Below are 23,814 nucleotides of genomic sequence, written 5' to 3' on the forward strand. Positions count from 1 at the left end.
GGCACTACCAAGGCAATGCAGAACGGCCCCGCTTTCGCGGGGCCGCTCCTTTTCTCCACGCAGGCCGGGCATGGCCCGGCGCTACGTCACTTACGCGCCGTGGGCAGCAAGCTGGCCCAAGCGCTGCACCGCGACCGAGACGGTCGGGTAGTCCAGGGTCTTCTGCTCGGCCAGTTCGGCCAGCATCGCCAGGGTGAAGCGCAGGCTGTTGTCATCACGGCCCATCCAGGCAGCGACCTTGGCCTCGGCACTGTTGCCCTTGGTGCCCAGCACCTGCCCGGCCAGGTTGCGGTGGTTGGCTGCCAGTTCGTCACGCAGCACGCCACGTGCCACGGCGTGCCAACGGCCATTGACCTCCAGCGCATCGACCTGCTCGAACAGCCACGGCAGCTGCAGGGCATCGCCCAGGCGGAAGTGGACCTTGGACACGTCCACCGGCTTCAGCTTGCGGGTGCGGGCCAGTTCGATGATGTCGAACGCCGGTTCCAGGAAGTGCAGTTCGGCCAGCTGCTGTGCCAGTGCAGACGGCAGGCCCTTTTCCTTCCACTCGGCCACCAGGGCCTCGTAGGTCGGACGCTGCGAATCCGGCAGCACACCCGAGGCAACGCGGATGTCGTTGAACGGTCCCTGGTAGCGGTTGACCGCTTCGGTGATGCCCGGCATCGCGCCCGGGCGCGACAGCAGCCAGCGCACGAACGAACGCTGCAGCTTCCAGATCACTTCCAGTGCGTCGATCTGCACCGACTCCGGCACCTTGCCGTCGAGGGCATCGATCTGCGCCCACAGCGCGCGTGCATCCAGCGTTTCACGGCTGATGGTGTACGCCTTGGCGACCTCGGCGATGGAACGACCGGTGTCTTCCTGCATGCGCATCAGGAAGGTGGCGCCCATGCGGTTGATGGTCTGGTTGGTCACGGCCGTGGCGATGATTTCGCGCTTCAGGCGGTGACGCTCCATCGCGTCGGCATACTTCTTCTGCAGCGGGGTCGGGAAATAGCGCTGCAGTTCCTTGGACAGGTACGGATCTTCCGGGATGTCCGAATCCAGCAACTGGTTGAACGCCACCAGCTTGGAGTAGGACAGCAGCACCGACAGTTCCGGGCGGGTCAGGCCCTGGCCGCGCGCCTTGCGCTGGGACAGCTCGGCATCGGACGGCAGGAACTCGATCTGGCGATCCAGCAGGCCCTGCTGTTCCAGCGTGCGGATGAAGTGCTGCTTGGAACCCAGGCGCTTGACCGCCATCCGCTCCATCAGGCTCAGCGCCTGGTTCTGGCGGTAGTTGTCGTTGAGCACCAGCTCGGCGACTTCATCGGTCATCGAGGCCAGCAGCTTGTTGCGCTGCTCGACGGTCAGCTTCTTGGCCCGCACCACATCGTTGAGCAGGATCTTGATGTTGACTTCATGGTCGGAGGTGTCGACACCGGCCGAGTTGTCGATGAAGTCGGTGTTGAGCAGAACGCCAGCCTGGGCAGCTTCGATGCGGCCCAGCTGGGTCATGCCCAGGTTGCCGCCCTCGCCCACCACCTTGCAGCGCAGCTCGCCACCGTTCACGCGCAGCGCGTTGTTGGCACGGTCGCCGACGTCGCTGTGCTGTTCGCTGGCGGCCTTGACGTAGGTACCGATGCCACCGTTCCACAGCAGGTCGACCGGTGCCTTCAGGATCGCACTCATCAGATCGTTCGGCGACAGCGCCTTGACGTTCTCGTCCAGGCCCAGCGCCTCACGCACCTGCGGGGTGATCTCGATCGACTTCAGGCTGCGCGGGTACACGCCGCCGCCCTTGCTGATCAGCTTGGTGTCGTAGTCCGCCCAGCTCGAACGCGGCAGGGTGAACAGGCGCTCACGCTCGATGAACGACGTGGCCGCATCCGGATTCGGGTCCAGGAAGATGTGGCGGTGGTCGAACGCAGCGACCAGGCGGATGTGGCGCGACAGCAGCATGCCGTTGCCGAACACGTCGCCGGACATGTCGCCGACGCCGACCGCAGTGAAGTCCTGGCTCTGGCTGTCACGGCCCAGCGCACGGAAGTGGCGCTTGACCGATTCCCACGCACCGCGCGCGGTGATGCCCATGCCCTTGTGGTCGTAGCCGACCGAACCACCGGAGGCGAACGCATCGCCCATCCAGAAGCCGTGCGCGACGGCCAGGCCGTTGGCGATGTCGGAGAAGGTCGCGGTGCCCTTGTCGGCGGCCACCACCAGGTACGGATCGTCCATGTCGTGGCGCACGACATCCACCGGCGGCACGATCTTGTTGTTGACGATGTTGTCGGTGATGTCCAGCAGGCCCTGGATGAACAGCTTGTAGCAGGCCACGCCGTTGGCGAAGATCGCATCGCGGTCGCCGTTCACCGGCGGGGTCTTGGCGAAGAAGCCACCCTTCGCGCCGACCGGCACGATGACGGTGTTCTTGACCATCTGTGCCTTGACCAGGCCCAGCACTTCGGTACGGAAGTCTTCGCGACGATCCGACCAGCGCAGGCCGCCACGCGCAACCGCACCGAAGCGCAGGTGGGTACCTTCCACGCGCGGGCCGTACACGAAGATCTCGCGGTACGGGCGCGGCTTCGGCAGGTCCGGCACCAGCGCCGAATCGAACTTGAAGCTGATGACATGGCCGTGCTGGCCGTTGGCATCGGTCTGGTAGTAGCTGGTGCGCAGGGTCGCGTCGATCACGCCCATGAACGAGCGCAGGATGCGGTCCTCGTCCAGGCTGGACACGCGGTCCATCAGCTTCAGCAGCGCATCGCGCGCGGCCTGCATCTGCGCGTCACGGTCGCCCTTGCGGGCGTCGACCACGGTCTTGAGCACCTTCAGGGTGGCCTCGTCGCCAGCAGCCAGCACATCGAAGTGGGCCTTCAGCTGGGCCTGGCCGGCGGCGATGTCGTCCTTGCTCTCGTGGCCGGTGGCCGGATCGAACCGGGCTTCGAACAGCTCGACCAGCAGACGGGCCAGCAGCGGGTAGCGCGCGAACGTGCCTTCCACGTAGGCCTGCGAGAACGGCACGCCGGTCTGCAGCAGGTACTTGCAGTAGCCACGCAGCATGGCGACCTGGCGCCAGTGCAGGCCGGCCGCCAGCACCAGGCGGTTGAAGCCATCGTTCTCGGCATCGCCGTGCCAGACGCGGGCGAAGGTCTCGCCGAAGGCTTCATCGACACTGGCGGCATCGATCGCGCCAGCGGTGGACTCGACCTCGAAGTCCTGCACGTATACCGGGGCGTTGTCGACCGACAGGCGGTACGGACGCTCGGCGATCACGCGCAGGCCCATGTTTTCCATCATCGGCAGCGCGTCCGACAGCGGGATGTCGTCCAGCTGGCGATACAGCTTCAGGCGCAGACCATCGCCGCTTTCGCGCGGCACGGCCTGCAGGCTCAGGCGCAGGTCGTCCGGGCCGGTCAGCGCGTCGAGCTGGCTGACATCGTTGGCCGCAACAGCCGTGCTGTTGTCTTCGATGTAACCGGCCGGCAGCGCCTTGCCGATGCGGGCGGCGATGCGCAAGCCTTCGGTCTCGCCATGGCGGGACACCAGCGCCTCGCGCAGGTCGTCCTGCCAGTTGCGCAGGACCTGGGCCAGCTTCTGCTCCAGTTCGGCGGTATCGACGTCGAGCATTTCACCCGGCTTCGGGCGCACGATCAGGTGCACCTGGGCCAGCGGCGATTCGCCCAGCACCACCGAGCTGTCGACGAACTCGCCGTGCAGCGCGTCCTTCAGCATCGCTTCGATGCGCAGGCGCACGTCGGTGTTGAAGCGCTCGCGCGGCAGGTAGACCAGCGCGGAGATGAAACGGCTGTACTTGTCGCGGCGCAGGAACAGGCGGCTGCGCACGCGTTCCTGCAGGCCCAGCACGCCCATCGCGGTGCGGAACAGTTCGTCCTCGCTGGACTGGAACAGTTCTTCGCGCGGCAGGGTTTCCAGGATATGGCGCAGGGCCTTGCCACTGTGGCTGGCCGGGGCCAGGCCGGACTGCTTCATCACGTGCTCGTGGCGCTGGCGCACCAGCGGGATTTCCCACGGGCGACGGTTGTAGGCGCTGGAGGTGAACAGGCCGAGGAAACGCTGCTCGCCGATGATCTTGCCCTTGGCGTCGAACTCCAGCACGCCGATGTAGTCCATGTAACCGGCGCGGTGCACGCGCGAACGGGCATTGGTCTTGGTCAGGATCAGCGCGTCCTTCAAACCGGACGTGGTGTTCAGGCCCTGCGCGGCCAGGGTCTTGACCGGACGGGCGGCGGACTTGTCCTTGCCGCGCATCAGGCCCAGGCCGGTGTCGTTCAGCGGCGCCAGCACCTCTTCCTTGCCCTGCTTCTCGACGCGGTACTCGCGGTAGCCGAAGAAGGTGAAGTGGTTGTCAGCGGCCCAGCGCAGGAACTCCTGTGCTTCCTTGCGCGACGTGTCGTCGACCGGCAGCTGGCGGCTGCCCAGGTCGTCGGCCAGCGCCAGCGCCTTGTCCTTCATCGGCTGCCAGTCGCGCACGATCGCACGCACTTCATCCAGCGCCTTGTTGATGGCCTGTTCGATGGCGGCCATGGCGTCGGCCGGTTGGCGGTCGATCTCCAGCAGCATCACCGACTCGGCATCACCCTCGCCGACCTTGACCAGCTTGCCGGCCTTGTCGCGGGTGAAGCGCAGCACCGGGTGGCCCAGCACGTGGACACCCACGCCCTGCTCGGCCAGCGACATGGTGACGGTGTCGACCAGGAACGGCATGTCGTCGTTGACGATCTGCAGCACGGTATGCGGCGATTCCCAACCGTTGGCCTTCGCGGTCGGATTGAACACGCGGACGTTGGCCTTGCCAGCCTTGCGGGCACGGGCGAATTCCAGCGTCTCAGCCGCGAGAGCGGCCCACTCTTCAGCGCTGTGGTGCGGGAACTCGTCCGCCTCCATACGCTTGTAGAAGTCAGTGGCAAAGGCCACTGCTTCGGCCTGTGCGGCCGCGGGGTAGCGCTTGCGCAAGGCCGTGTACACCGGCTCCAGGGAGAAACCAGCGGTCACTGCGACCTCCGCTTCTGCTGGTTTGGTCTTGTTTTTCACGGTCTTGGCTGCGGTTTTTTGCGGTTTCATGGCAGAGCGATGCGCTTGCTCAGTTGGGAAAATGAAATTGTAGCCCTACCGCGGGAAAAGGCCTTGCTGCAGGACGGAATAAGCAGATTCGGGTTTGCTGCGGTTTAGACGCCTATTCAGTTCGCGCCGGTAGGGTGATGGCGCCCGGTTCGGCTCTGGCGACAGGATCGGCAAAGCGTGTTACCGGAAGACACACGCGGCAACGCCGTTTCGATTCCACAATCCTGAACTGGACGGTATAGTCCACCGCGTGAATCCGGCCTACCTCCCCGTTGCCCTCGACGCACGCGATGAGCGCGTGTTCGAAGCCGTACGCCAGCTGTTGGCCCAGCAGGGCATGCAGATGAGCATGGACGCAGTGGCCCAGCATGCGGGCTGCTCCAAGCAGACCCTGTACTCGCGCTACGGCAGCAAGCAGGAGCTGCTGCGCCGGGTGATGCAGCGCCATGTCGGCCACGCCACCGGCGCCATGGTCCGTGCACTCCGCACTGACGACCTGCGTGCCAGCCTGCTCCAGTTCGCCATTGACTTCCTGGAGCACTTCAACCAACCGCACGTGGGCCAGGCCTGCCGGCTGATTGCCGCCGATGCGGCCCAGTTTCCCGAAGAGGCGCGTACGCTGTACCGGCACGGTGCCGGCGCGCTGACGCTTCATCTTGCTGAATGGATTGAAACCGTTTGCATGCGTGGCCAGCTCCGGCATGACGACCCGCACTTCATGGCCGAACTGCTGCTGAGCATGATTGCCGGTCAGGATTTCGACAAACAGCGTTTCCATACCCCCCACCGTGATGACGCACTGCTGCGTCGGCGTTGGGCAGAGTTCTCCGTCGACAGCTTCCTGCGCGCCTTCGCGCCACAGCCGTCGGCGGCCCCGTCTACAAACCAACCCCGGAGTTCCTCCTGATGACCGCCCCACTCCGCACCCTTGCCTTGACGTGCGCCGTTGCTGTCGCGCTGGCTGCCTGCAAGAAGCCGGAACAGCAGACGCCCCCGCCGCCGGAGGTGGGCGTGATCGACGCCAAGCCGCAGACCCTGCCGCTGCAGCGTGAGCTGGTCGGCCGCCTGTCGCCGTTCCGCAGTGCCGACGTGCGCGCGCGGGTGCCGGGCGTGCTGCTCAAGCGCGTCTACCAGGAAGGCTCGCAGGTCAAGCAGGGCCAGACCCTGTTCCTGATCGACCCGGCGCCGCTGCGTGCCTCGCTCAATGCGTCTGAAGCGCAGCTGGCCTCGGCCCGCGCGACCTACGCCAACGCCAAGGTGGCCGCCGACCGTGCACGCTCGCTGGCGCCGCAGCAGTTCGTCTCCAAGTCCGACCTGGACAACGCCGAGTCGGCCGAGCGCACCGCGCTGGCCGCGGTCAAGCAGGCCGAAGCCGCCGTGACCTCCTCGCGGATCAACCTGGGTTACGCCGAAGTGACCGCGCCGATCAGTGGCGTGGCCAACAAGCAGCAGGTCACCGAGGGCGCACTGGTCGGCCAGGGCGATGTGACCCTGCTGACCACCGTCGATCAGCTCGACCCGCTGTACGTGAACTTCTCGCTGAGCGTGGACGAACTGACCCAGCTGCGCGCGCAGCAGGCCAAGGGCGCGCTGGCGCTGTCCGGCGACGGCAAGGCGACGGTGGCAGTGAAGCTGGCCGATGGCAGCACCTACAGCGAGCCGGGCACGCTGGACTTCTCCTCCACTACGGTCGACCCGGCCACCGGTGCAGTGTCATTGCGCGCTGTGCTGCCGAACCCGCAGCAGATCCTGCTGCCAGGTGCCTTCGTCAGCTTCCAGGCCAACCTGGGCGAGCGCAACAACGCCTACCTGGTACCGCAGCAGGCCCTGCTGCGCGATACCACCGGCGGCTACGTGATGGTGGTCGGCGCCGACGGCAAGGTCGTGCGCAAGAACGTGAAGACCGATGGCGCGCAGAACGGCAACTGGCTGGTCAGCGACGGCCTGGCCGCCGGTGACAAGGTGATCGTGGCCGGCGTGCAGAAGGTCAAGGAAGGTGCACCGGCGGTGGCCAAGCCGTGGACCCCGGGGCAAGACGCCAACGGCAAGCCTGCCGCAGGCGGCGCCGCTCCGGCGGGCGCGGCACCGGCCGCAGGCAAGGCACCGGCCGATGCGGCCAAGCCGGCCGCCACCGATTCGAACAAGCAGTAACGGGAACCTTCCGTCATGCCTAAATTTTTCATCGAACATCCAGTCTTCGCCTGGGTGGTTGCGATCCTGATCTCGCTCAGCGGCGTGATCGCGATCCTCAACCTGGGCGTGGAGTCCTATCCCAACATCGCCCCGCCGCAGGTCACCGTCTCGGCGACCTACCCGGGTGCCAGTGCCGACACCACGGAAAAATCGGTCACCCAGGTGATCGAGCAGCAGCTGACCGGTATCGATCACCTGCTGTACTTCAGTTCCTCGTCCGCGTCCAACGGCCGTGCGCAGATCACCCTGACCTTCGAGACCGGTACCGATCCGGACATCGCCCAGGTGCAGGTGCAGAACAAGGTCTCGCTGGCCACGCCACGCCTGCCCTCGGAAGTGACCCAGCAGGGCGTGGTGGTGGCCAAGGCCAACGCCGGCTTCCTGATGGTGGTGGCGCTGCAGTCCGATACCCCGACCATCAACCGTGACGCCCTGAACGACATCGTCGGTTCGCGCGTGCTCGATCAGGTCTCGCGCATCCCCGGCGTCGGCAGCACCCAGCAGTTCGGTTCCGAGTACGCCATGAACATCTGGCTGAACCCGGAGAAGATGCAGGGCTATGGTCTGTCGGCCAGCCAGGTACTGGCCGCAGTACGTGCGCAGAACGTGCAGTTCGCCGCCGGTGCGCTGGGTTCGGACCCGTCGCCGGAAGGCCAGCACTTCACCGCCACGGTCTCGGCCGAAGGCCGCTTCAGCTCGCCGCAGGAATTCGAGAACATCATCCTGCGCGCCAACGCTGACGGTTCGCGCGTGCTACTGAAGGACATCGCCCGCGTCGCCTTCGGTGCCAACAACTACGGCTTCGACACCCAGTACAACGGCAAGCCGACCGGCGCCTTCGCCATCCAGCTTCTGCCGGGCGCCAATGCCCTGAACGTGGCCGAAGCGGTGCGCGCCAAGATGGACGAGCTGCAGCCCAGCTTCCCGTCCGGGGTGACCTGGTTCTCGCCGTACGACAGCACCACGTTCGTCAAGATCTCGATCCAGGAAGTGGTCAAGACCCTGTTTGAAGCGGTCTTGCTGGTGTTCCTGGTGATGCTGATCTTCCTGCAGAACTTCCGCGCCACCCTGATCCCGACCCTGGTGATCCCGGTCGCCCTGCTCGGTACCTTCCTGGGCATGTGGATGATCGGCTTCACCATCAACCAGCTGACGCTGTTTGCGATGGTGCTGGCGATCGGCATCGTGGTCGACGACGCGATCGTGGTGATCGAGAACGTCGAACGCATCATGACCGAGGAGGGCCTGGCGCCCAAGCCTGCCACGCAGAAAGCGATGACCCAGATCACCGGTGCGGTGGTGGCGATCACCGTGGTGCTGGCCGCGGTGTTCATCCCCTCCGCCCTGCAGGGCGGTGCCGCCGGTGAGATCTACAAGCAGTTCGCGCTGACCATCGCCATCTCGATGGCATTCTCGGCTTTCCTGGCCCTGGGCTTCACGCCGGCGCTGTGCGCGACCTTCCTCAAGCCGACGCACAACGACAACCCGAACATCGTCTACCGCACCTTCAACAAGTACTACGACAAGATCAGCCACACCTATGTGGGCCACATCACCTCTGCGGTGCGCCATGCGCCGCGCTGGATGATCCTGTTCGTGGTGCTCACCGCGCTGTGTGGATTCCTGTTCACCCGCATGCCGGGCAGCTTCCTGCCGGAAGAAGACCAGGGCTATGCGCTGGCGATCGTGCAGCTGCCGCCGGGCTCGACCAAGGGCCAGACCAACGAAGTGTTCGCGCAGATGCGTGGCATCCTGGAAAAGCAGGATGGCTATGAAGGCATGCTGCAGGTGGCCGGCTTCAGCTTCGTCGGTTCCGGCGAGAACGTGGGCATGGGCTTCATCCGCCTGAAGCCGTGGGAGGAACGCAAGTTCACCGCGCCCGAGTTCATCCAGAACATGAACGGCGCGTTCTACGGCATCAAGGAAGCGCAGATCTTCGTGGTCAACCTGCCCACCGTGCAGGGCCTGGGCCAGTTCGGTGGCTTCGACATGTGGCTGCAGGACCGCAGTGGTGCCGGCTACGAACAGTTGACCCAGGCCCGCAACATCCTGCTCGGCCAGGCCGCGCAGAAACCGGACCACCTGGTCGGTGTGCGCCCGAACGGCCTGGAAAACGCGCCGCAGCTGCAGCTGCACGTGGATCGCGTGCAGGCGCAGTCGATGGGCATGTCGGTGTCGGACGTGTACAGCACCATCCAGCTGATGCTGGCCCCGGTGTACGTCAACGACTTCTTCTACGAAGGCCGCATCAAGCGCGTGACCATGCAGGCCGATGGTCCGTACCGCACTGGCCAGGAATCGCTGAAGAGCTTCTACAGCCCGTCCAGCCTGACCCAGAACGCCGATGGCACCAACGCGATGATCCCGTTGAACACGGTGGTCAAGTCCGAATGGGTGTCGGCGCCGCCGTCGCTGAGCCGCTACAACGGCTATTCGGCGATCAACATCGTCGGTTCGCAGGCACCGGGCACCAGCTCGGGTGAGGCGATGCAGACCATGGAAGGCATCGTCAACGACGACCTGCCGGCCGGCTTCGGCTACGACTGGTCGGGCATGTCCTACCAGGAAATCCTGGCCGGCAACGCGGCGACCCTGCTGCTGGTGCTGTCGATCGTGGTGGTGTTCCTGTGCCTGGCCGCCCTGTATGAAAGCTGGTCGATCCCGGTGGCGGTGCTGCTGGTCGTGCCGCTGGGCGTGCTGGGTGCCCTCGGCCTGTCGATGCTGCGCGGCCTGCCCAACGATCTGTTCTTCAAGATCGGCCTGATCACCGTGATCGGCCTGGCGGCGAAGAACGCGATCCTGATCGTGGAGTTCGCGGTGGAGCAGCGCGCAGCAGGCAAGAACCTGCGTGATGCCACCATCGAAGCGGCCCGCCTGCGTTTCCGCCCGATCCTGATGACCTCGTTCGCGTTCATCATGGGCGTGATCCCGATGGCGATCTCCACCGGCGCCGGCGCCAACTCCCGCCACGCCATCGGCACCGGCGTGATCGGCGGCATGCTGTTCGCCACCCTGCTCGGCCTGCTGATGATCCCGGTGTTCTTCGTGGTCGTGCGCCGCATGCTGGGCGACAAGCTGGATGAACCGTCGAAGGAGTTCATGGAGCGCCAGCGCGACGCAGAGTCCGCCCACCGCCCGGATCGTTGATCCGGCGGTGCGCTGAAACGAAAAGGCCCCGGAGCGATCCGGGGCCTTTTTTGTTGCCGCTTCTGCATCCATGCCAACCCAGGTTGGCATCTACCGGAGCAACGGCATGCCCGGTAGCCGCCAACCTTGGTTGGCGCTGTTCGGGCAACGTCTCAGCGCAGCAGCGCCACCACCACGCACACCGCCACAACCGCCATCGCAGGCCATTGCATCGGCAGGAAGAAGAAGTGATGCGGAGCATGCAGGCCATGTACACGCGGCTTTCGATTGAGCACAAAACCCAGCACCGTATTGATTGCTGAGCCAAGGCCGAACGCCAGCAGGACCTGGCCGAGTGAAGTATTGCCGCGACCCACCACTGGATCCGGGAACAGGATGAGGATGAGCAGCACGGCAGCGATCGGTGTGAGCAGGATCAGCAGCCCCGCGCCTCGATAGATGAGCATGTGGTGGTGTCCATGAACGGCGGAGCATTCTGCGCTCATCGAGCCGGAATGCCAATGGATCGCTGACACATCGACTGCACGGAGACCGGTCGCATACGGCCTGTATTGAGAAGCCTCGACCGCTGCGCCGGAAGGCATCACCCGACACCGAAGCGCTCAAGGCGTCTACCGTGTTCGCAGAAAGCCACCCACCCCGGATTCATGGGCACACAGAAATGCGGCACGCCCGGATCGCTGCTATCCAGATGTCTCGACGGCAATCGATCCGAAGCCCTCCAGGAGACTGATCATGGAAAGAGCACCACTACGATTCTTCAGCTGCCCTGCCCTGCTGTTTGGCGCGCTCTTCGCGGCCAGCAGCATCCAGGACAGCCACGCGGCAGGCGTCCTCGTCTGCGACAACTGTCGTGACCCGCGCGCATTGGCGCTTTCCTCGGGTACGGGGCCGACCATCGTCGCCGACTTCCAGCAGCGCCGGATCCATGGTTTCGATGTGGAATACGATCGCGAGCTACGGCGCTATCGCGCAACAAGGGCGCAGATTCCCGGGCCAATCAACGCATCCTTCAATCGGATCATGGGCATGCTCGACAACAACGTGCCAACCGTACAGTTCGCGCCGCGGCAGCGGGCCGGAAGAGGAGTCCAGTACGAGGTTCATCCTGATGACCCGCAATACGCCAACGGCATAAGCTTCCCGGAAGAGCACAAGAACCTCAACGCCTACGATGTCGTTCAGATGGCCACGGAGCGATCAAGGCTGGAAGGTGACATCGGCAAGGCCTTCACGGGGGCGACAACATCGTCGGCCGCCTGGAACGGCATGGCAACATTCCTTTCCTCGATCGGCCTGAGCTTCGTCAGCAAGACCGTCGGCATTGACAGCGCCATCTATCGGATCACATGGCGCGATGGTTCAAAAACCACGCTGGTCATCACGCCTTCTGCGGTTGATCAAGCCCGCTATGTGCAAGGTGAAAGCCGTGACGCCAAGGGCAACAAGATTCCGGATGGTGCGGCAACCGATCCAGAGATGGCCCGGAGCTTCATCGGCAACTATCGCTTTGACGATGCCGGCGAGCTCGAACGATGGGTTGACTCCGCCCGGCTCTACGGCGTGACCATGCATCCGGGAATGCCACGGGAATCCCTTCAGATCGTCTGTGAATGGAATGGAAAGGATATCGTTTGCCGGTTGCCACGTTGACAGCGCAGAGGAAACGGGGCGGCAATCGCCGCCCCGTCGTGTCCATCAGCGCAGCCCGGTCTCGTTGCGTGCGATCACCAGGCGCTGGATTTCCGAGGTGCCTTCGTAGATCTCGGTGATCTTGGCATCACGGAAGTAGCGCTCCAGCGGCATTTCCTTGGAATACCCCATGCCGCCGTGGATCTGCACGGCCTGGTGGGTAATCCACATTGCCGCCTCAGAGGCGGTCAGCTTGGCAATGGCAGCCTCATTGCTGAAGCGCTTGCCCTGGCCCTTCACCCACGCCGCGCGCAGGGTCAGCAGCAGCGCTGCGTCCAGCTTGCACTTCATGTCGGCGATCTTGGCCTGGGTCATCTGGAAGGTGCCGATGGCCGCGCCGAACGCCTTGCGCTCCTTCACGTAGTCCAGAGTCGCTTCATAGGCGGCACGGGCGATGCCGATGGCCTGCGAAGCGATGCCGATGCGGCCGGCATCGAGCACGCTCATGGCGATCTTGAAGCCCTCGCCTTCCTGGCCCAGCACGTCTTCGGCCCGCGCCACGTAATCGTTGAACTCGATCTCGCAGGTAGCCGAGGCGCGGATGCCCAGCTTCGGCTCGGTCTTGCCGCGGCCGAAGCCGGCCTTGCCGGTGTCGATGAGGAAGGCGGTGATGCCGCGTGCGCCCTTGTCCGGCTCGCTCATCGCGAACAGCACGATGTACTTTGCCACCGGGCCGGAGGTGATCCAGCTCTTCTTGCCATTGATGACAAAGGTGCCGTCTGCCTGCTTCACCGCGCGGCAGCGCATGGCCGTGGCGTCGGAGCCGGACTGCGGCTCGGTCAGCGCGAACGCGCCGATGGCCGTGCCTTCGGCGATGGCACGTACGTAGGTCTGCTTCTGCTGCTCGGTACCGTGGGTCAGGATGCCGTTGCAGAACAGCGAGTTGTTGACGGACATGATCGTCGAATGGGCTGCGTCGGCGGCGGCGACCTCCACCATCGCCAGCACGTACGCGATCGGGTCCATGCCCGCGCCGCCGTATTCGGTCGGCACTTCGATGCCCATCAGGCCGTTCTCGCCCAACAGGCGAATGTTGTCCAGCGGGAACTCGCCGGTACGGTCATGATGCTCCGCGCTGGGGGCGATCTTCTCCTGCGCGATACGCCGCGCCACGTCCTGCAGCATCAACTGCTCTTCGGTAAAGCTGAAATCCACAACACCCTCCCGGGTACATGAAGTTATGGGCCGCATACGGCGCGCCCAGGTGCCTCGATTGTACCGGGGGCCGGCTGCTTCCGTACGCTGCCGACTTGACCGCGACAGGCCCTCTCGGCCAATATATCTCTATATCGCGATAGGTAGATGTTTATGGATCTGGAAGACTGGTCGACCCGCCTGAAGGTGTTCGCCGATGCCACTCGCGTCCGCCTGCTGGCGCTGCTGGAGCAGGAGGAACTGACCGTGGCCGAACTGTCGGCGATCACCCGGCTGGCGCAGCCGCGAGTGTCCACCCACCTGGCACGCCTGAAGGAAGCCGGCCTGGTCCGCGACCGCCGTGCTGGCGTGTCGGCGTACTACCGCTTCGACGAGGCCCAGCTGGACCCGGCGCAGCGTGCATTGTGGCATGCCTTGAGCAACGGAAGCGATGACCCGCTGCTGCGCCAGGATGCCGAACGCGTCGCCGCCGTGCTGGCGCACCGCGCCTCGGACCAGAACTGGGCCGACAGCGTGGCCGGCGACATGGAACGCCACTACTCACCTGGCCGCACCTGGGAGGCACTGGCGCGTACCGCGCTGCCGCTGCTGGAGACCGGCGACGTGCTGGATATCGCTTCCGGTGACGGCGTGCTGGCCGAACTGGTAGCCCCACATGCCAAGCGCTACATCTGCATCGACACCAGCGCGCGCGTGGTCGCCGCCGCCAGCGAACGCCTGCGCCGCCTGCCGAACGTGGAAGTGCGCGAGGGCGACATGCATGCACTGCCGTTCAAGGATGCCAGCTTCGATCTGGTCGTGCTGATGCACGCGCTGACCTACGCCAGCAAGCCGGCGCAGGCGGTGACCGAAGCCGCGCGCGTGCTGCGGCCCGGTGGCCGGCTGCTGCTGTGCAGCCTGGCGCGCCACGAGCACAAGGCCGCCGTGGAGGCCTATGGCCATGTCAACCTCGGCTTCAGCGACAAGGAGCTGCGCAGGTTCGTCGACAAGGCCGGCCTGCAGGTGTCCAGCCTGGAGACGGTCACCCGCGAGAAACGCCCGCCGCACTTTGAAGTGATTTCGCTGATCGCCAACAAGCCCTGAGCCCGAGACCGCCATGCCTGCCCTGCCTTGGTTGCATCCCGATCGTGCCAACGCGCTGCTCGACGCCCTGCGCGAGCGGATCCTGATCATCGACGGCGCGATGGGCACGATGATCCAGCGCCATGGCCTGCAGGAAGGCGATTACCGTGGCGAGCGCTTCGCCGGTGGCTACGACCATGCGCATGGCCCCGGCTGTGACCACGGCGTGCCCGAAGGCCATGATCTGAAGGGCAACAACGATCTGCTGCTGCTGACCCGGCCGCAGATCGTCGCCGACATCCATACCGCCTACCTGGAGGCAGGCGCGGATCTGGTCGAGACCAACACCTTCAATGCCACCTCGGTCAGCCAAGCTGACTACCACCTCGAGCACCTGGTGTACGAACTGAACAAGGCCGGTGCGGCCGTCGCGCGCGCCTGCTGTGACGCGGCGGAAGCGACCACGCCCGGCAAGCCGCGCTTCGTGATCGGGGTGATCGGCCCGACCAGCCGCACCGCCTCGATCAGTCCCGACGTGAACGATCCGGGCTTCCGCAACACCAGCTTCGACGAGCTTCGCGACACCTATCGCGAAGCCATCGAAGGCCTGATCGACGGCGGCGCCGACACGCTCATGGTCGAGACCATCTTCGATACGCTCAATGCCAAGGCCGCGCTGTATGCGCTGGAAGAGGCCTTTGATGCACGTGGCGCGCGGTTGCCGGTGATGATCTCCGGCACCATCACCGACGCGTCGGGGCGCACCTTGTCCGGACAGACTGCCGAAGCCTTCCACGCCTCGCTGGCGCATGCGCGACCGCTGTCGATCGGCCTGAACTGCGCGCTGGGCGCCAATGCGATGCGCCCGCATGTGGAAACCCTCTCGCAGGTCGCCGACTGTTACGTCAGCGCCCACCCCAACGCCGGCCTGCCCAACGCGTTCGGCGAGTACGACGAAACCCCTGAAGAGATGGCCACCACCCTGCGGGGCTTCGCCGAGGATGGCCTGTTGAACCTGGTCGGTGGCTGCTGTGGTTCCACCCCCGACCATATCCGCGCGATCGCCCAGGCCGTGGCCGGGCTGGCACCGCGTGCCCTGCCGGGCGCACGGGAGCAGCACGCCGCATGAGCAGCACGCCCCTCACCCGCCTGTCCGGCCTGGAACCGCTGGTCATCACCCCGGACCTGCTGTTCATCAACGTCGGCGAACGCACCAACGTCACCGGCAGTGCGCAGTTCCGCAAGCTCATCAAGGAAGGCCGCTACGAAGAAGCTGTGGACGTGGCCCGCCAGCAGGTGGCCAGCGGTGCGCAGATCCTCGATGTGAACATGGACGAGGGCCTGATCGACTCGGAAGCGGCGATGACCCGCTACCTGAACCTGATCATGTCCGAGCCGGACATCGCGCGCATCCCGGTGATGGTCGACTCCTCCAAGTGGAGCGTGATCGAGGCCGGCCTGAAATGCCTGCAGGGCAAGAGCGTGGTCAACTCGATTTCGCTGAAGGAAGGCGAGGCGCTGTTCCGCGAGCACGCGCGCAAGGTGCTGCGCTACGGTGCTGCTGCGGTGGTGATGGCGTTCGACGAAAACGGGCAGGCCGACACCTGCGCGCGCAAGGTCGAAATCTGTACCCGTGCCTACCGCATCCTGGTCGACGAGATCGGTTTCCCGCCGCAGGACATCATCTTCGACCCGAACATCTTCGCCGTCGCTACGGGCATCGAAGAGCACGACAACTATGCAGTGGACTTCATCGAAGCCACCCGCATCATCAAGCAGACCCTGCCGCACTGCCACGTCTCCGGCGGCGTCTCCAACGTCTCGTTCTCCTTCCGCGGCAACGAAACGGTACGCCAGGCCATCCACTCGGTGTTCCTGTACCACGCGATCGCCGCCGGCATGGACATGGGCATCGTCAACGCCGGCGCGATGCCGATCTACGACGACCTGGAGCCGGACCTGCGCGAGCGCGTCGAGGACGTGATCCTCAACCGCCGAAGCGATGCCACCGAGCGTCTGCTGGAGATCGCCGAGCGCTACAAGGGCAAGAAGGGCGCGGCGAAGACCGAAGACCTGGCCTGGCGCGAAAAGCCGGTGGCACAGCGTTTGGCGCATGCCCTGGTACACGGCCTGGATGCCTTCGTCGAGGAAGACACCGAACTGGCCCGGCAGGCCTCCAGCCGCCCGCTGGATGTGATCGAAGGCCCGCTGATGGACGGCATGAACATCGTCGGCGACCTGTTCGGCGCCGGCAAGATGTTCCTGCCACAGGTGGTGAAATCCGCGCGCGTGATGAAGAAGGCCGTGGCCTACCTGCTGCCCTACATCGAAGCGGAAAAGGCGCGCAGCGGTGACACCGCCAAGAGCAACGGCAAGATCATCATGGCTACGGTGAAGGGCGATGTGCATGACATCGGCAAGAACATCGTCGGCGTCGTACTGGCCTGCAACAACTTCGACGTGGTCGACCTCGGCGTGATGGTGCCGGCGCAGAAGATCCTCGATGCCGCCCGCGAGCACAACGCCGACCTGATCGGCCTGTCCGGGCTGATCACCCCGTCCCTGGAGGAGATGAGCCACGTTGCCCGCGAGATGGAGCGCCAGGGCTTCGACCTGCCGCTGCTGATCGGGGGTGCGACCACTTCGCGTGCGCACACCGCGCTGAAGATCGACCCGCACTACAAGGCGCCGACGGTATGGGTGAAGGATGCATCGCGCGCGGTTGGCGTTGCGCAGTCGCTGATCTCGCGTGATCTGCGCGAGGCCTTCGTTGCCGCCAACGAAGCCGACTATGCCGAAATCCGCGCGCGCCACCGCAACCGGGGCGACGCCAAGCGTCTGGTCACGCTGGAACATGCGCGCGGGCAGAAATTCCAGGGCGGCTGGGACAGTTACACGCCACCGGCACCGAATCAGCCCGGCCTGCACGTGTTCGACGACTATCCCCTGGCCGAACTGCTCGACTACATCGACTGGACGCCGTTCTTCCAGGCCTGGGAGCTGGCCGGCAAGTTCCCGGCGATCCTCACCGACGAGATCGTCGGCACCCAGGCCAGCGAGCTGTACAAGGATGCCCGTGCGATGCTCGAGCGCATCGTCGGCGAGAAGTGGCTGACGGCCAAGGCCGTGTTCGGCCTGTGGCCGGCCAACAGCATCGGCGACGATGTCCGCGTGCAGCACGCACAGGGCGAAACCACCCTGCACTTCCTGCGCCAGCAGGTGGACAAGCCAGCCGAACGCCCGGATTTCTGCCTGGCCGATTTCATTGCACCGGCCGACAGCGGAAAGCAGGACTGGATCGGCGCGTTCGCGGTCACTGCCGGTATCGGCATCGACACCCACGTCGCGCGCTTCGAGGCCGAGCATGACGACTACAACGCGATCCTGCTGAAGGCCCTCGCCGACCGCTTCGCCGAGGCACTGGCCGAGCGCCTGCACCAGCGCGTGCGTACAGAATTCTGGGGCTACGACCGCGCCGAGACGCTGGACAACGAAGCCTTGATCGACGAGCAGTACCGCGGCATCCGTCCGGCGCCGGGCTACCCGGCCTGCCCCGAGCACAGCGAGAAGCGCCGCCTGTTCGACCTGCTGCAGGCTGAGAAGAACGCTGGCATGGAACTGACCGAGAGCTTCGCGATGTTGCCCACGGCCGCTGTCTCCGGCTACTACTTCAGCCATCCGCAGAGCCAGTACTTCGTTGTCGGACGGCTCAGCCGCGAACAGGTCACCGACTATGCCCGGCGCAAGGGCGTGGACCGCGGCCAGGCCGAACGCTGGCTGGCCTCCAATCTCGACTACGACCCCGAATGAGGCGGTAGCGCCGGGCCATGCCCGGCGTCATCTCCCGTCCGCCGGGCCTGGCCCGGCGCTACCGTGCATTATTCCCGCGATGACCGTTCCCGTTGCCCGCCTCTCAAGTTTCTACTTGTTCTACTACGCGGCGCTCGGCGCGTTCACGCCGTACTGGAGCCTGTTCCTGACCGCGCGCGGGATGAGCGTGACCGCGATCAGCGTGATGATGGGCCTGTGGTACGCCACCCGCGTGATCGCACCCAGTGCCTGGACCTCGCTGGCGGCCGCATCACCGCGACCGATCCGCCTACTGCGCGTCGGCTGCGTGCTGACCCTGCTCAGCTTCGCCGCCTTCCTGCTGCCCCTGCCGCAGCCGTGGATGTACCCGGCGATGATCGTGTTCTGCTTCTTCTACAACGCGGTGATGCCGCAGTTCGAGTCGATCACCCTCACCCACCTGGGCAACGACAGCCATCGCTACGGGCTGATCCGGGTCTGGGGCTCGCTCGGTTTCATCGCCGTGGTCACCCTGTTCGGCTGGCTGATCGAAGGCGATGGCGCCGGCAGCCACGCCGGATTGTTGCCCTGGATGATGCTGCCCCTGTTCGTGCTGCTGGTTGCCTCGGCCTTCAGCAACCATTACGCGCGCGACATCGGCAGGACGGCGGGGGATGCCAGCGGCTTCTGGCAGATCGTGCGCCGACCGCCGGTGCTGGCGTTCTTCCTGGCCGCGTTCATGGAGCAGCTGTCGTTCGGCCCGTACTACACGTTCTTCTCGGTCTACATGGACCATCACGGTTACCGTACCTCCACCCTGGGCCTGCTGTGGACCATCGGCGTGGTCTTCGAAGTGGGCGTGTTCTTCACCATCGGCCGCTTCTTCCGCCGCTACGACGCCAGCTGGATGCTGCTGATCGCACTGGTCAGTTCCTGCCTGCGCTGGGCCGTGACCGCATTGTTCCCGGAGAACCTGCCGGTAATGCTGCTGGCGCAGACCGCGCACGCGCTGGGCTTTGCCGCGTTCTTTGCGGCGGCGATGCAGATGCTGGCGACCTACTTCCCCGGTCGTCTCAATGGCCACGGCCAGGGACTGCTCTATGGATTCTCGTCGGGTGTCGGCGGGGTGCTGGGCGCGCTTATTGCCGGCCAGCTGTGGAAGATCGACGATGGCCGCACCGCGTTCCTGGCGGCTAGCGGGTTTGCCCTGATCGGCGCCCTGCTCTGCTTCTTCGCACTGAGCCTGCCGCTGATACGCGCGCGCCGGACCCACGGCGCACACTGACAACGCTCCGGTTCAGCGCTGCAGCAACACCTGCTCCAGCGAAGGCAGCAGCACGCGGTTGCCATGCGCGCTGAGATGATCGCCATCGAAGAACAGCGGGCGGCCATCGCGCTGCGCGGGACATAGCGCGTCGTCGCACAGCACCGGCAGCGGGTCCCACAGCACGCCCCCCGGCAGTCCATCGACCACCTGCCGCAGGCTGCCCAGCATGGGTGCCCGCAACGTTTCCATCGCGACGCGCGTGCTGTCCAGCCCGTTGCGGCAGACCTCGTTGCGCGCATTGAAGCGGTCCGAGCAGCGATAGGGGGGCGCCGGCAGCACCGGTTTGGGTGCCTCCAGCACGATGCGCACACCGCGCTCGGCCAGAGGCTTCCACTGCTTGATCGCCTCGGCCGCTTCGGCCTCACGCCCTGCCGTGGCCTCCGCTGTCAGTTCGCCCGCCAGCTGCGCCTGCGCATCGAACAGCACGAACTGATCGGACAGGCGCGGCACCCGCAGCGATACCAGAACCACGGCGTCCCCCGGCTGCGCGCGCTGCGCGATGTCGGCAAACACCGCTGCGTCGAAATCGGTGCAACCGGCCCCGGCACCGCGCCACTTCTGCAGGCTCACCTGCGGGCATCCGCCACGGCCATAGAGGGAGACCTCAGAGCCGGTTTCCAGCGCCAGGCGCTGCAGCAGCTCGATGTAGGCCATCGCATGCGAATCGCCGGCAACAAACACCCGCTTCGGCGCACCGGCCGGCAGCGGACGGTCGCAGTTTCCACGGGTAAAGGTGCGCGCACTGCCGCCTTCGAATCGATGCTTCGCGGCCACCAGAGCACAATCGGGATAATCACCCGCCACACTCTCGCCATTGGGATACCAATCGGCTGGATGCCGGCTGACGGTACTCAGCGACAGCCGCGGCGCCTGCAGGTAGAGCAATGCCTGGATGCCGGCGGCGCACAGCAGTACGACTGCGCCGCTCAGCACCCACCGGCCTGGACGCAGGCGCTGCGACAACGGGCCGCGGAAGGGTTGCTCGACCCAGCGCCACGATACCCATGACAGCAGCAGCACCAGCACCATCGCAGCGATCATCTGCGGTGGTGTCCGCAGGCCCACGGTCCAGCGCATCAGCACGAACACCGGCCAGTGCCACAGATACAGTGAGTACGACAGCAGGCCAATGCGGCGCATCGGAGCGCTGGCGAGCAGCCGCGCCACCCATGCCTGCGGATGATGATGCAGCGTCCAAAGCAGGCCTGCGGTGGCGAAGGCCGGCAGCAGGCCGTCAGGCCACGGCGAGCGCCCGGCACGCGAGGAACATAGAGCCCACCCCAGCAGGGCCAGCGCCATCATGGCCAGCAGGGAAAACACCGGCGCAGCGCGCTTCAGTGCCTGACTGGTTGCGGGGTCCAGCGATTGCCGCACGTGCAGCAGCTGGAACAGCAGCACGCCCACGCCCAGTTGCCAGAGACGGGTGCTGGTGGCGTAGAACGCCCACGATGGCGGCGCCTCGCGCAGACCCAGCACCGCAGCGTGCAGCAGCGATGCCATGCTGACCAGTGCGAACAGGCCCAGGCTGATCCAGCGCCCGCGCGCGCCACGTGCCCAGGCCAGGAACAGCAACGGGAACAGCAGGTAGAACTGCTCTTCCACACCCAGCGACCAGGTATGGGTGTAGGGATTGAATTCGGCCTTGGGCGCGAAGTAATCGTTGCCGATCGCCGCCAGCACCCAGTTGCTGAATCCGAACAACGCCATCAGCCCCGTCTTGTCGCTGGCTTCGCTGAGCCACGACTCGGGAATGAACAGCACGCTCGCCACAGCGGTCAGCAACACGCACGCCAGCAGCGCCGGTGCGATACGACGGATGCGGCGCGCATAGAAGCGCAGCATCGACTGCCCCAGCGACAGCGGCGGCAGCCGATGTACCGACGCGCTGACCACGAAACCGGAGATGACGAAGAACACGTCCACGCCGGTAAACCCGCCCGGCAACCAGCCCGGGTCCAGGTGGAACACGATGACAGCCAGCACGGCGACCGCGCGCAGGCCGTCAATGTGCGGCACGTAGCCGCGGCTTGGATCAGCGGTCATCCCTTCCTCCGCGGCCGCGGGGGCAACGCGCCCACGGCGATCACGCGTTTACCAGACCAGGTCGTCCGGCACCTGGTACTGCGGGTCCGCGTACGGATCTTCCTCGGCCGGCGCATTCGGATCGACCTTCAGCGCCACCGACGGGGCGAACACTGCCTCGCACTGTGCCAGCACCTCGGCGGTCACCAGCAGGTAGCGGCCGTTGAGCTGGACCACGCCCAGCTCACCGGCATTGAGCGCGGTCAGCTGTTCGGCGGTCACGTAGATGCGCTTGATCTTGCCGCCGTACGGGAAGTGGCGGGCAATGTCCGCCTCCTCGGCATTGAGGCTTTTGCCCTGCAGCAGCGCTTCCAGCTTGGTCTTCGCCTCACGGCGCACGCGTGCTTCTTCCTGCTTCAGGCGCTCGGCCTCGATGCGCTCTTCCTTCTCCCGCTGCGCACGGATCGCATAGGCCTTGGCCAGGTCCATCTCTTCGGCGCTGCGCGGCTTGCGCGGCCCCTGCTGCCCTTGGCCACCACGCGCCTGCCCACCGGGCCTGCCCGCCCCACCATGGCCATGCCCGCGACGCTCGCCGGGCTTGTGCTCGCCCTTGCCTGCGCCCTGCGGCTTTGCATTGCCGTTGCCACCCTTGCCCTGCGGGCGGCCGTCACGGCGGGGGCCATCATTCTTGCGCTCGGGCCTGGGCGCGGGCTTGAAGCCCAGGCCCATCAGCTGGTCGCGGAGGGTATCGCTCATAGGATTCGGATCAGTAGTGCGGCGGCGGCGGTTCGCTCGCCGGATCGGAAGAATTCAGTGCGTTGCGGACCTTGCCCAGGTCCTCCAGCAGGACGCGCAGCACATCGGCATTGCGCATGCCCTGCATGCGGGCATCAGCCAGCGCATCGCTCAACTCGGCCAGCGCCTGTTCCTGGAAGGACACGCGCATCTCCAACTCGACCAGGCGCGCTTCCAGCGCCTGCTCACGTTCGGTCGGTAGATCAGACATGCAGCGAACGCCCCCGGCCGATGCCGTAGTACGCCAGGCCGGCGGCTTCCACTTCGGCCGGCTCATAGAGGTTGCGGCCGTCGAACACCACCGCGTCCTTCAGCTGCTCGCGCAGCTTCTGGAAATCGGGACTGCGGAACTGCTTCCACTCGGTCACCACGACCAGGGCGTCCGCGCCCTGCAGCGCTTCGTCAGCATTGCTGCAGAACACCAGGTCATCGCGTTCGCCGAAGATGCGCTGCGATTCGTGCATTGCTTCCGGATCGTAGGCACGCACCGTGGCACCGCCTTCCCACAGCTGCGCCAGCAGGCGACGGCTGGAAGCTTCACGCATGTCATCAGTGTTCGGCTTGAAGGCCAGGCCCCACACGGCGAAGGTCTTGCCGCGCACCCCTTCGTCCTCGCCCTTGTCGTAATGACGCTGGATGAGGGCGAACAGATGGCCCTTCTGTGCATCGTTGACCGCTTCCACTGCATTGAGCAGCTTCGGCTCCAGGCCATGCTGCTGGGCGGTACGGGCCAATGCCTGCACGTCCTTCGGGAAGCACGAGCCGCCGTAGCCGGCGCCCGGGTAGATGAAGTGCCAGCCGATGCGCGGGTCCGAGCCGATGCCCTGGCGGACCTGCTCGACGTCGGCACCGACGCGTTCGGCAATGTTGGCGATTTCGTTCATGAATGAAATCTTGGTTGCCAGCATCGCATTGGCGGCGTACTTGGTCAGCTCGGCCGAACGCACGTCCATCTCGACCACGCGGTCGTGGTTGCGGTTGAACGGCGCGTACAGGCGGCGCATTACCGCTACCGACTCATCGCTGGTCGCACCGATGATGATGCGGTCCGGGCGCATGCAATCGGCGACTGCGTCGCCTTCCTTCAGGAATTCCGGATTGGACACCACGTCGAAGGTGATGTCCGCGCCACGCGCGGCCAGCTCTTCGGCAATGGCGGCGCGCACCTTGTCGGCGGTACCCACCGGCACCGTCGACTTGTTGACCACCACGGTGGGCACGCTCATGTGCCGGCCGATGGTACGGGCAACGGCCAGCACGTACTGCAGATCGGCGCTGCCATCCTCGTCCGGCGGGGTACCAACGGCGATGAACACTACCTGGCCATGCGCGATCGCCGACGCGGCATCGGTAGTGAATGCCAGCCGCGACGCGGCGTGGTTGGCCTTCACCATCGGCTCCAGGCCAGGCTCATAGATGGGAATGACGCCCTGGTTGAGGCCATCTACCTTGGCCTGGTCGATATCGACGCAGACCACCTGATGACCGACATCGGCCAGGCAGGTACCGGTCACCAGTCCAACGTAACCCGTACCAAAAATCGCAACGCGCATATCCGTATTCGC

General features: G+C 65.6%; 15 protein-coding genes. 8 read left to right on the forward strand and 7 right to left on the reverse strand.

Annotation, left to right across the window (positions count from 1 at the left end):
• Positions 1-90: 90 nt before the first annotated feature.
• Positions 91-5,067, reverse strand: coding sequence for an NAD-glutamate dehydrogenase (locus tag AC5P8C_RS03130; RefSeq protein ID WP_495218337.1), 4,977 nt, complete (start codon positions 5,065-5,067; stop codon positions 91-93).
• 250 nt (positions 5,068-5,317) lie between these two features.
• Between AC5P8C_RS03130 and AC5P8C_RS03135 the strand changes: the two genes are divergently transcribed.
• The 3 genes from AC5P8C_RS03135 to AC5P8C_RS03145 are packed head-to-tail and all read left to right on the forward strand — an operon-like array spanning position 5,318 to position 10,407.
• Positions 5,318-5,974, forward strand: coding sequence for a TetR/AcrR family transcriptional regulator (locus AC5P8C_RS03135; RefSeq protein WP_019660385.1), 657 nt, complete (start codon positions 5,318-5,320; stop codon positions 5,972-5,974).
• Complete coding sequence (locus AC5P8C_RS03140) at positions 5,974-7,218, forward strand: efflux RND transporter periplasmic adaptor subunit (RefSeq protein ID WP_495218338.1); 1,245 nt, start codon at positions 5,974-5,976, stop codon at positions 7,216-7,218. The genes AC5P8C_RS03135 and AC5P8C_RS03140 overlap by 1 nt, the downstream gene beginning before the upstream one ends.
• Positions 7,219-7,233: 15 nt before the next feature.
• Complete coding sequence (locus AC5P8C_RS03145) at positions 7,234-10,407, forward strand: multidrug efflux RND transporter permease subunit (protein ID WP_019660387.1); 3,174 nt, start codon at positions 7,234-7,236, stop codon at positions 10,405-10,407.
• Between the two features lie 152 nt (positions 10,408-10,559).
• Here the strand turns inward: AC5P8C_RS03145 and AC5P8C_RS03150 are convergent, their stop codons facing one another.
• Entirely contained in the window at positions 10,560-10,853 is a 294-nt protein-coding gene (locus tag AC5P8C_RS03150) for a hypothetical protein (protein WP_495218391.1), read from the reverse strand.
• A gap of 289 nt (positions 10,854-11,142) precedes the next feature.
• Here AC5P8C_RS03150 and AC5P8C_RS03155 point away from each other — a divergent pair, with 289 nt between their 5' ends.
• The gene (locus tag AC5P8C_RS03155) at positions 11,143-12,060 is read left to right on the forward strand and encodes a hypothetical protein (RefSeq protein ID WP_058981279.1); all 918 of its coding nucleotides are present in this window, start codon (positions 11,143-11,145) and stop codon (positions 12,058-12,060) included.
• 45 nt (positions 12,061-12,105) lie between these two features.
• Here the strand turns inward: AC5P8C_RS03155 and AC5P8C_RS03160 are convergent, their stop codons facing one another.
• Positions 12,106-13,254 (reverse strand): acyl-CoA dehydrogenase family protein, encoded by a 1,149-nt coding sequence (locus AC5P8C_RS03160; protein ID WP_495218339.1) that lies wholly within the window; start codon positions 13,252-13,254, stop codon positions 12,106-12,108.
• A 153-nt stretch (positions 13,255-13,407) separates the two neighbouring features.
• Between AC5P8C_RS03160 and AC5P8C_RS03165 the strand changes: the two genes are divergently transcribed.
• The 4 genes from AC5P8C_RS03165 to AC5P8C_RS03180 all read left to right on the forward strand — a co-directional run bounded on the left by AC5P8C_RS03165 (position 13,408) and on the right by AC5P8C_RS03180 (position 19,390).
• On the forward strand, positions 13,408-14,337 hold the full coding sequence (locus tag AC5P8C_RS03165) for an ArsR/SmtB family transcription factor (protein ID WP_019660391.1): 930 nt from the start codon (positions 13,408-13,410) through the stop codon (positions 14,335-14,337).
• A 13-nt stretch (positions 14,338-14,350) separates the two neighbouring features.
• On the forward strand, positions 14,351-15,445 hold the full coding sequence (locus AC5P8C_RS03170) for a homocysteine S-methyltransferase family protein (protein ID WP_180832398.1): 1,095 nt from the start codon (positions 14,351-14,353) through the stop codon (positions 15,443-15,445).
• Complete coding sequence (gene metH, locus AC5P8C_RS03175) at positions 15,442-18,126, forward strand: methionine synthase (RefSeq protein WP_233653960.1); 2,685 nt, start codon at positions 15,442-15,444, stop codon at positions 18,124-18,126. Before AC5P8C_RS03170 ends, metH begins: the two co-directional genes overlap by 4 nt.
• A 79-nt stretch (positions 18,127-18,205) precedes the next feature.
• Positions 18,206-19,390, forward strand: coding sequence for an MFS transporter (locus tag AC5P8C_RS03180; protein WP_021202716.1), 1,185 nt, complete (start codon positions 18,206-18,208; stop codon positions 19,388-19,390).
• A gap of 12 nt (positions 19,391-19,402) precedes the next feature.
• Here the strand turns inward: AC5P8C_RS03180 and AC5P8C_RS03185 are convergent, their stop codons facing one another.
• The 4 genes from AC5P8C_RS03185 to AC5P8C_RS03200 are packed head-to-tail and all read right to left on the reverse strand — an operon-like array spanning position 19,403 to position 23,802.
• The gene (locus AC5P8C_RS03185) at positions 19,403-21,475 is read right to left on the reverse strand and encodes an acyltransferase family protein (RefSeq protein WP_495218340.1); all 2,073 of its coding nucleotides are present in this window, start codon (positions 21,473-21,475) and stop codon (positions 19,403-19,405) included.
• 48 nt (positions 21,476-21,523) lie between these two features.
• Positions 21,524-22,210, reverse strand: a complete 687-nt coding sequence (locus tag AC5P8C_RS03190) for a DUF2058 domain-containing protein (RefSeq protein WP_233653958.1) — start codon at positions 22,208-22,210, stop codon at positions 21,524-21,526.
• A gap of 10 nt (positions 22,211-22,220) precedes the next feature.
• Positions 22,221-22,460, reverse strand: a complete 240-nt coding sequence (locus tag AC5P8C_RS03195; protein WP_019660397.1) for a SlyX family protein — start codon at positions 22,458-22,460, stop codon at positions 22,221-22,223.
• Positions 22,453-23,802: a UDP-glucose dehydrogenase family protein gene (locus AC5P8C_RS03200; protein WP_019660398.1), complete on the reverse strand. Its 1,350-nt coding sequence runs from the start codon at positions 23,800-23,802 to the stop codon at positions 22,453-22,455. The genes AC5P8C_RS03195 and AC5P8C_RS03200 overlap by 8 nt, the downstream gene beginning before the upstream one ends.
• Between the last annotated feature and the right edge of the window lie 12 nt (positions 23,803-23,814).

Source organism: Stenotrophomonas sp. YJH_SMC_46 (assembly GCF_059370315.1).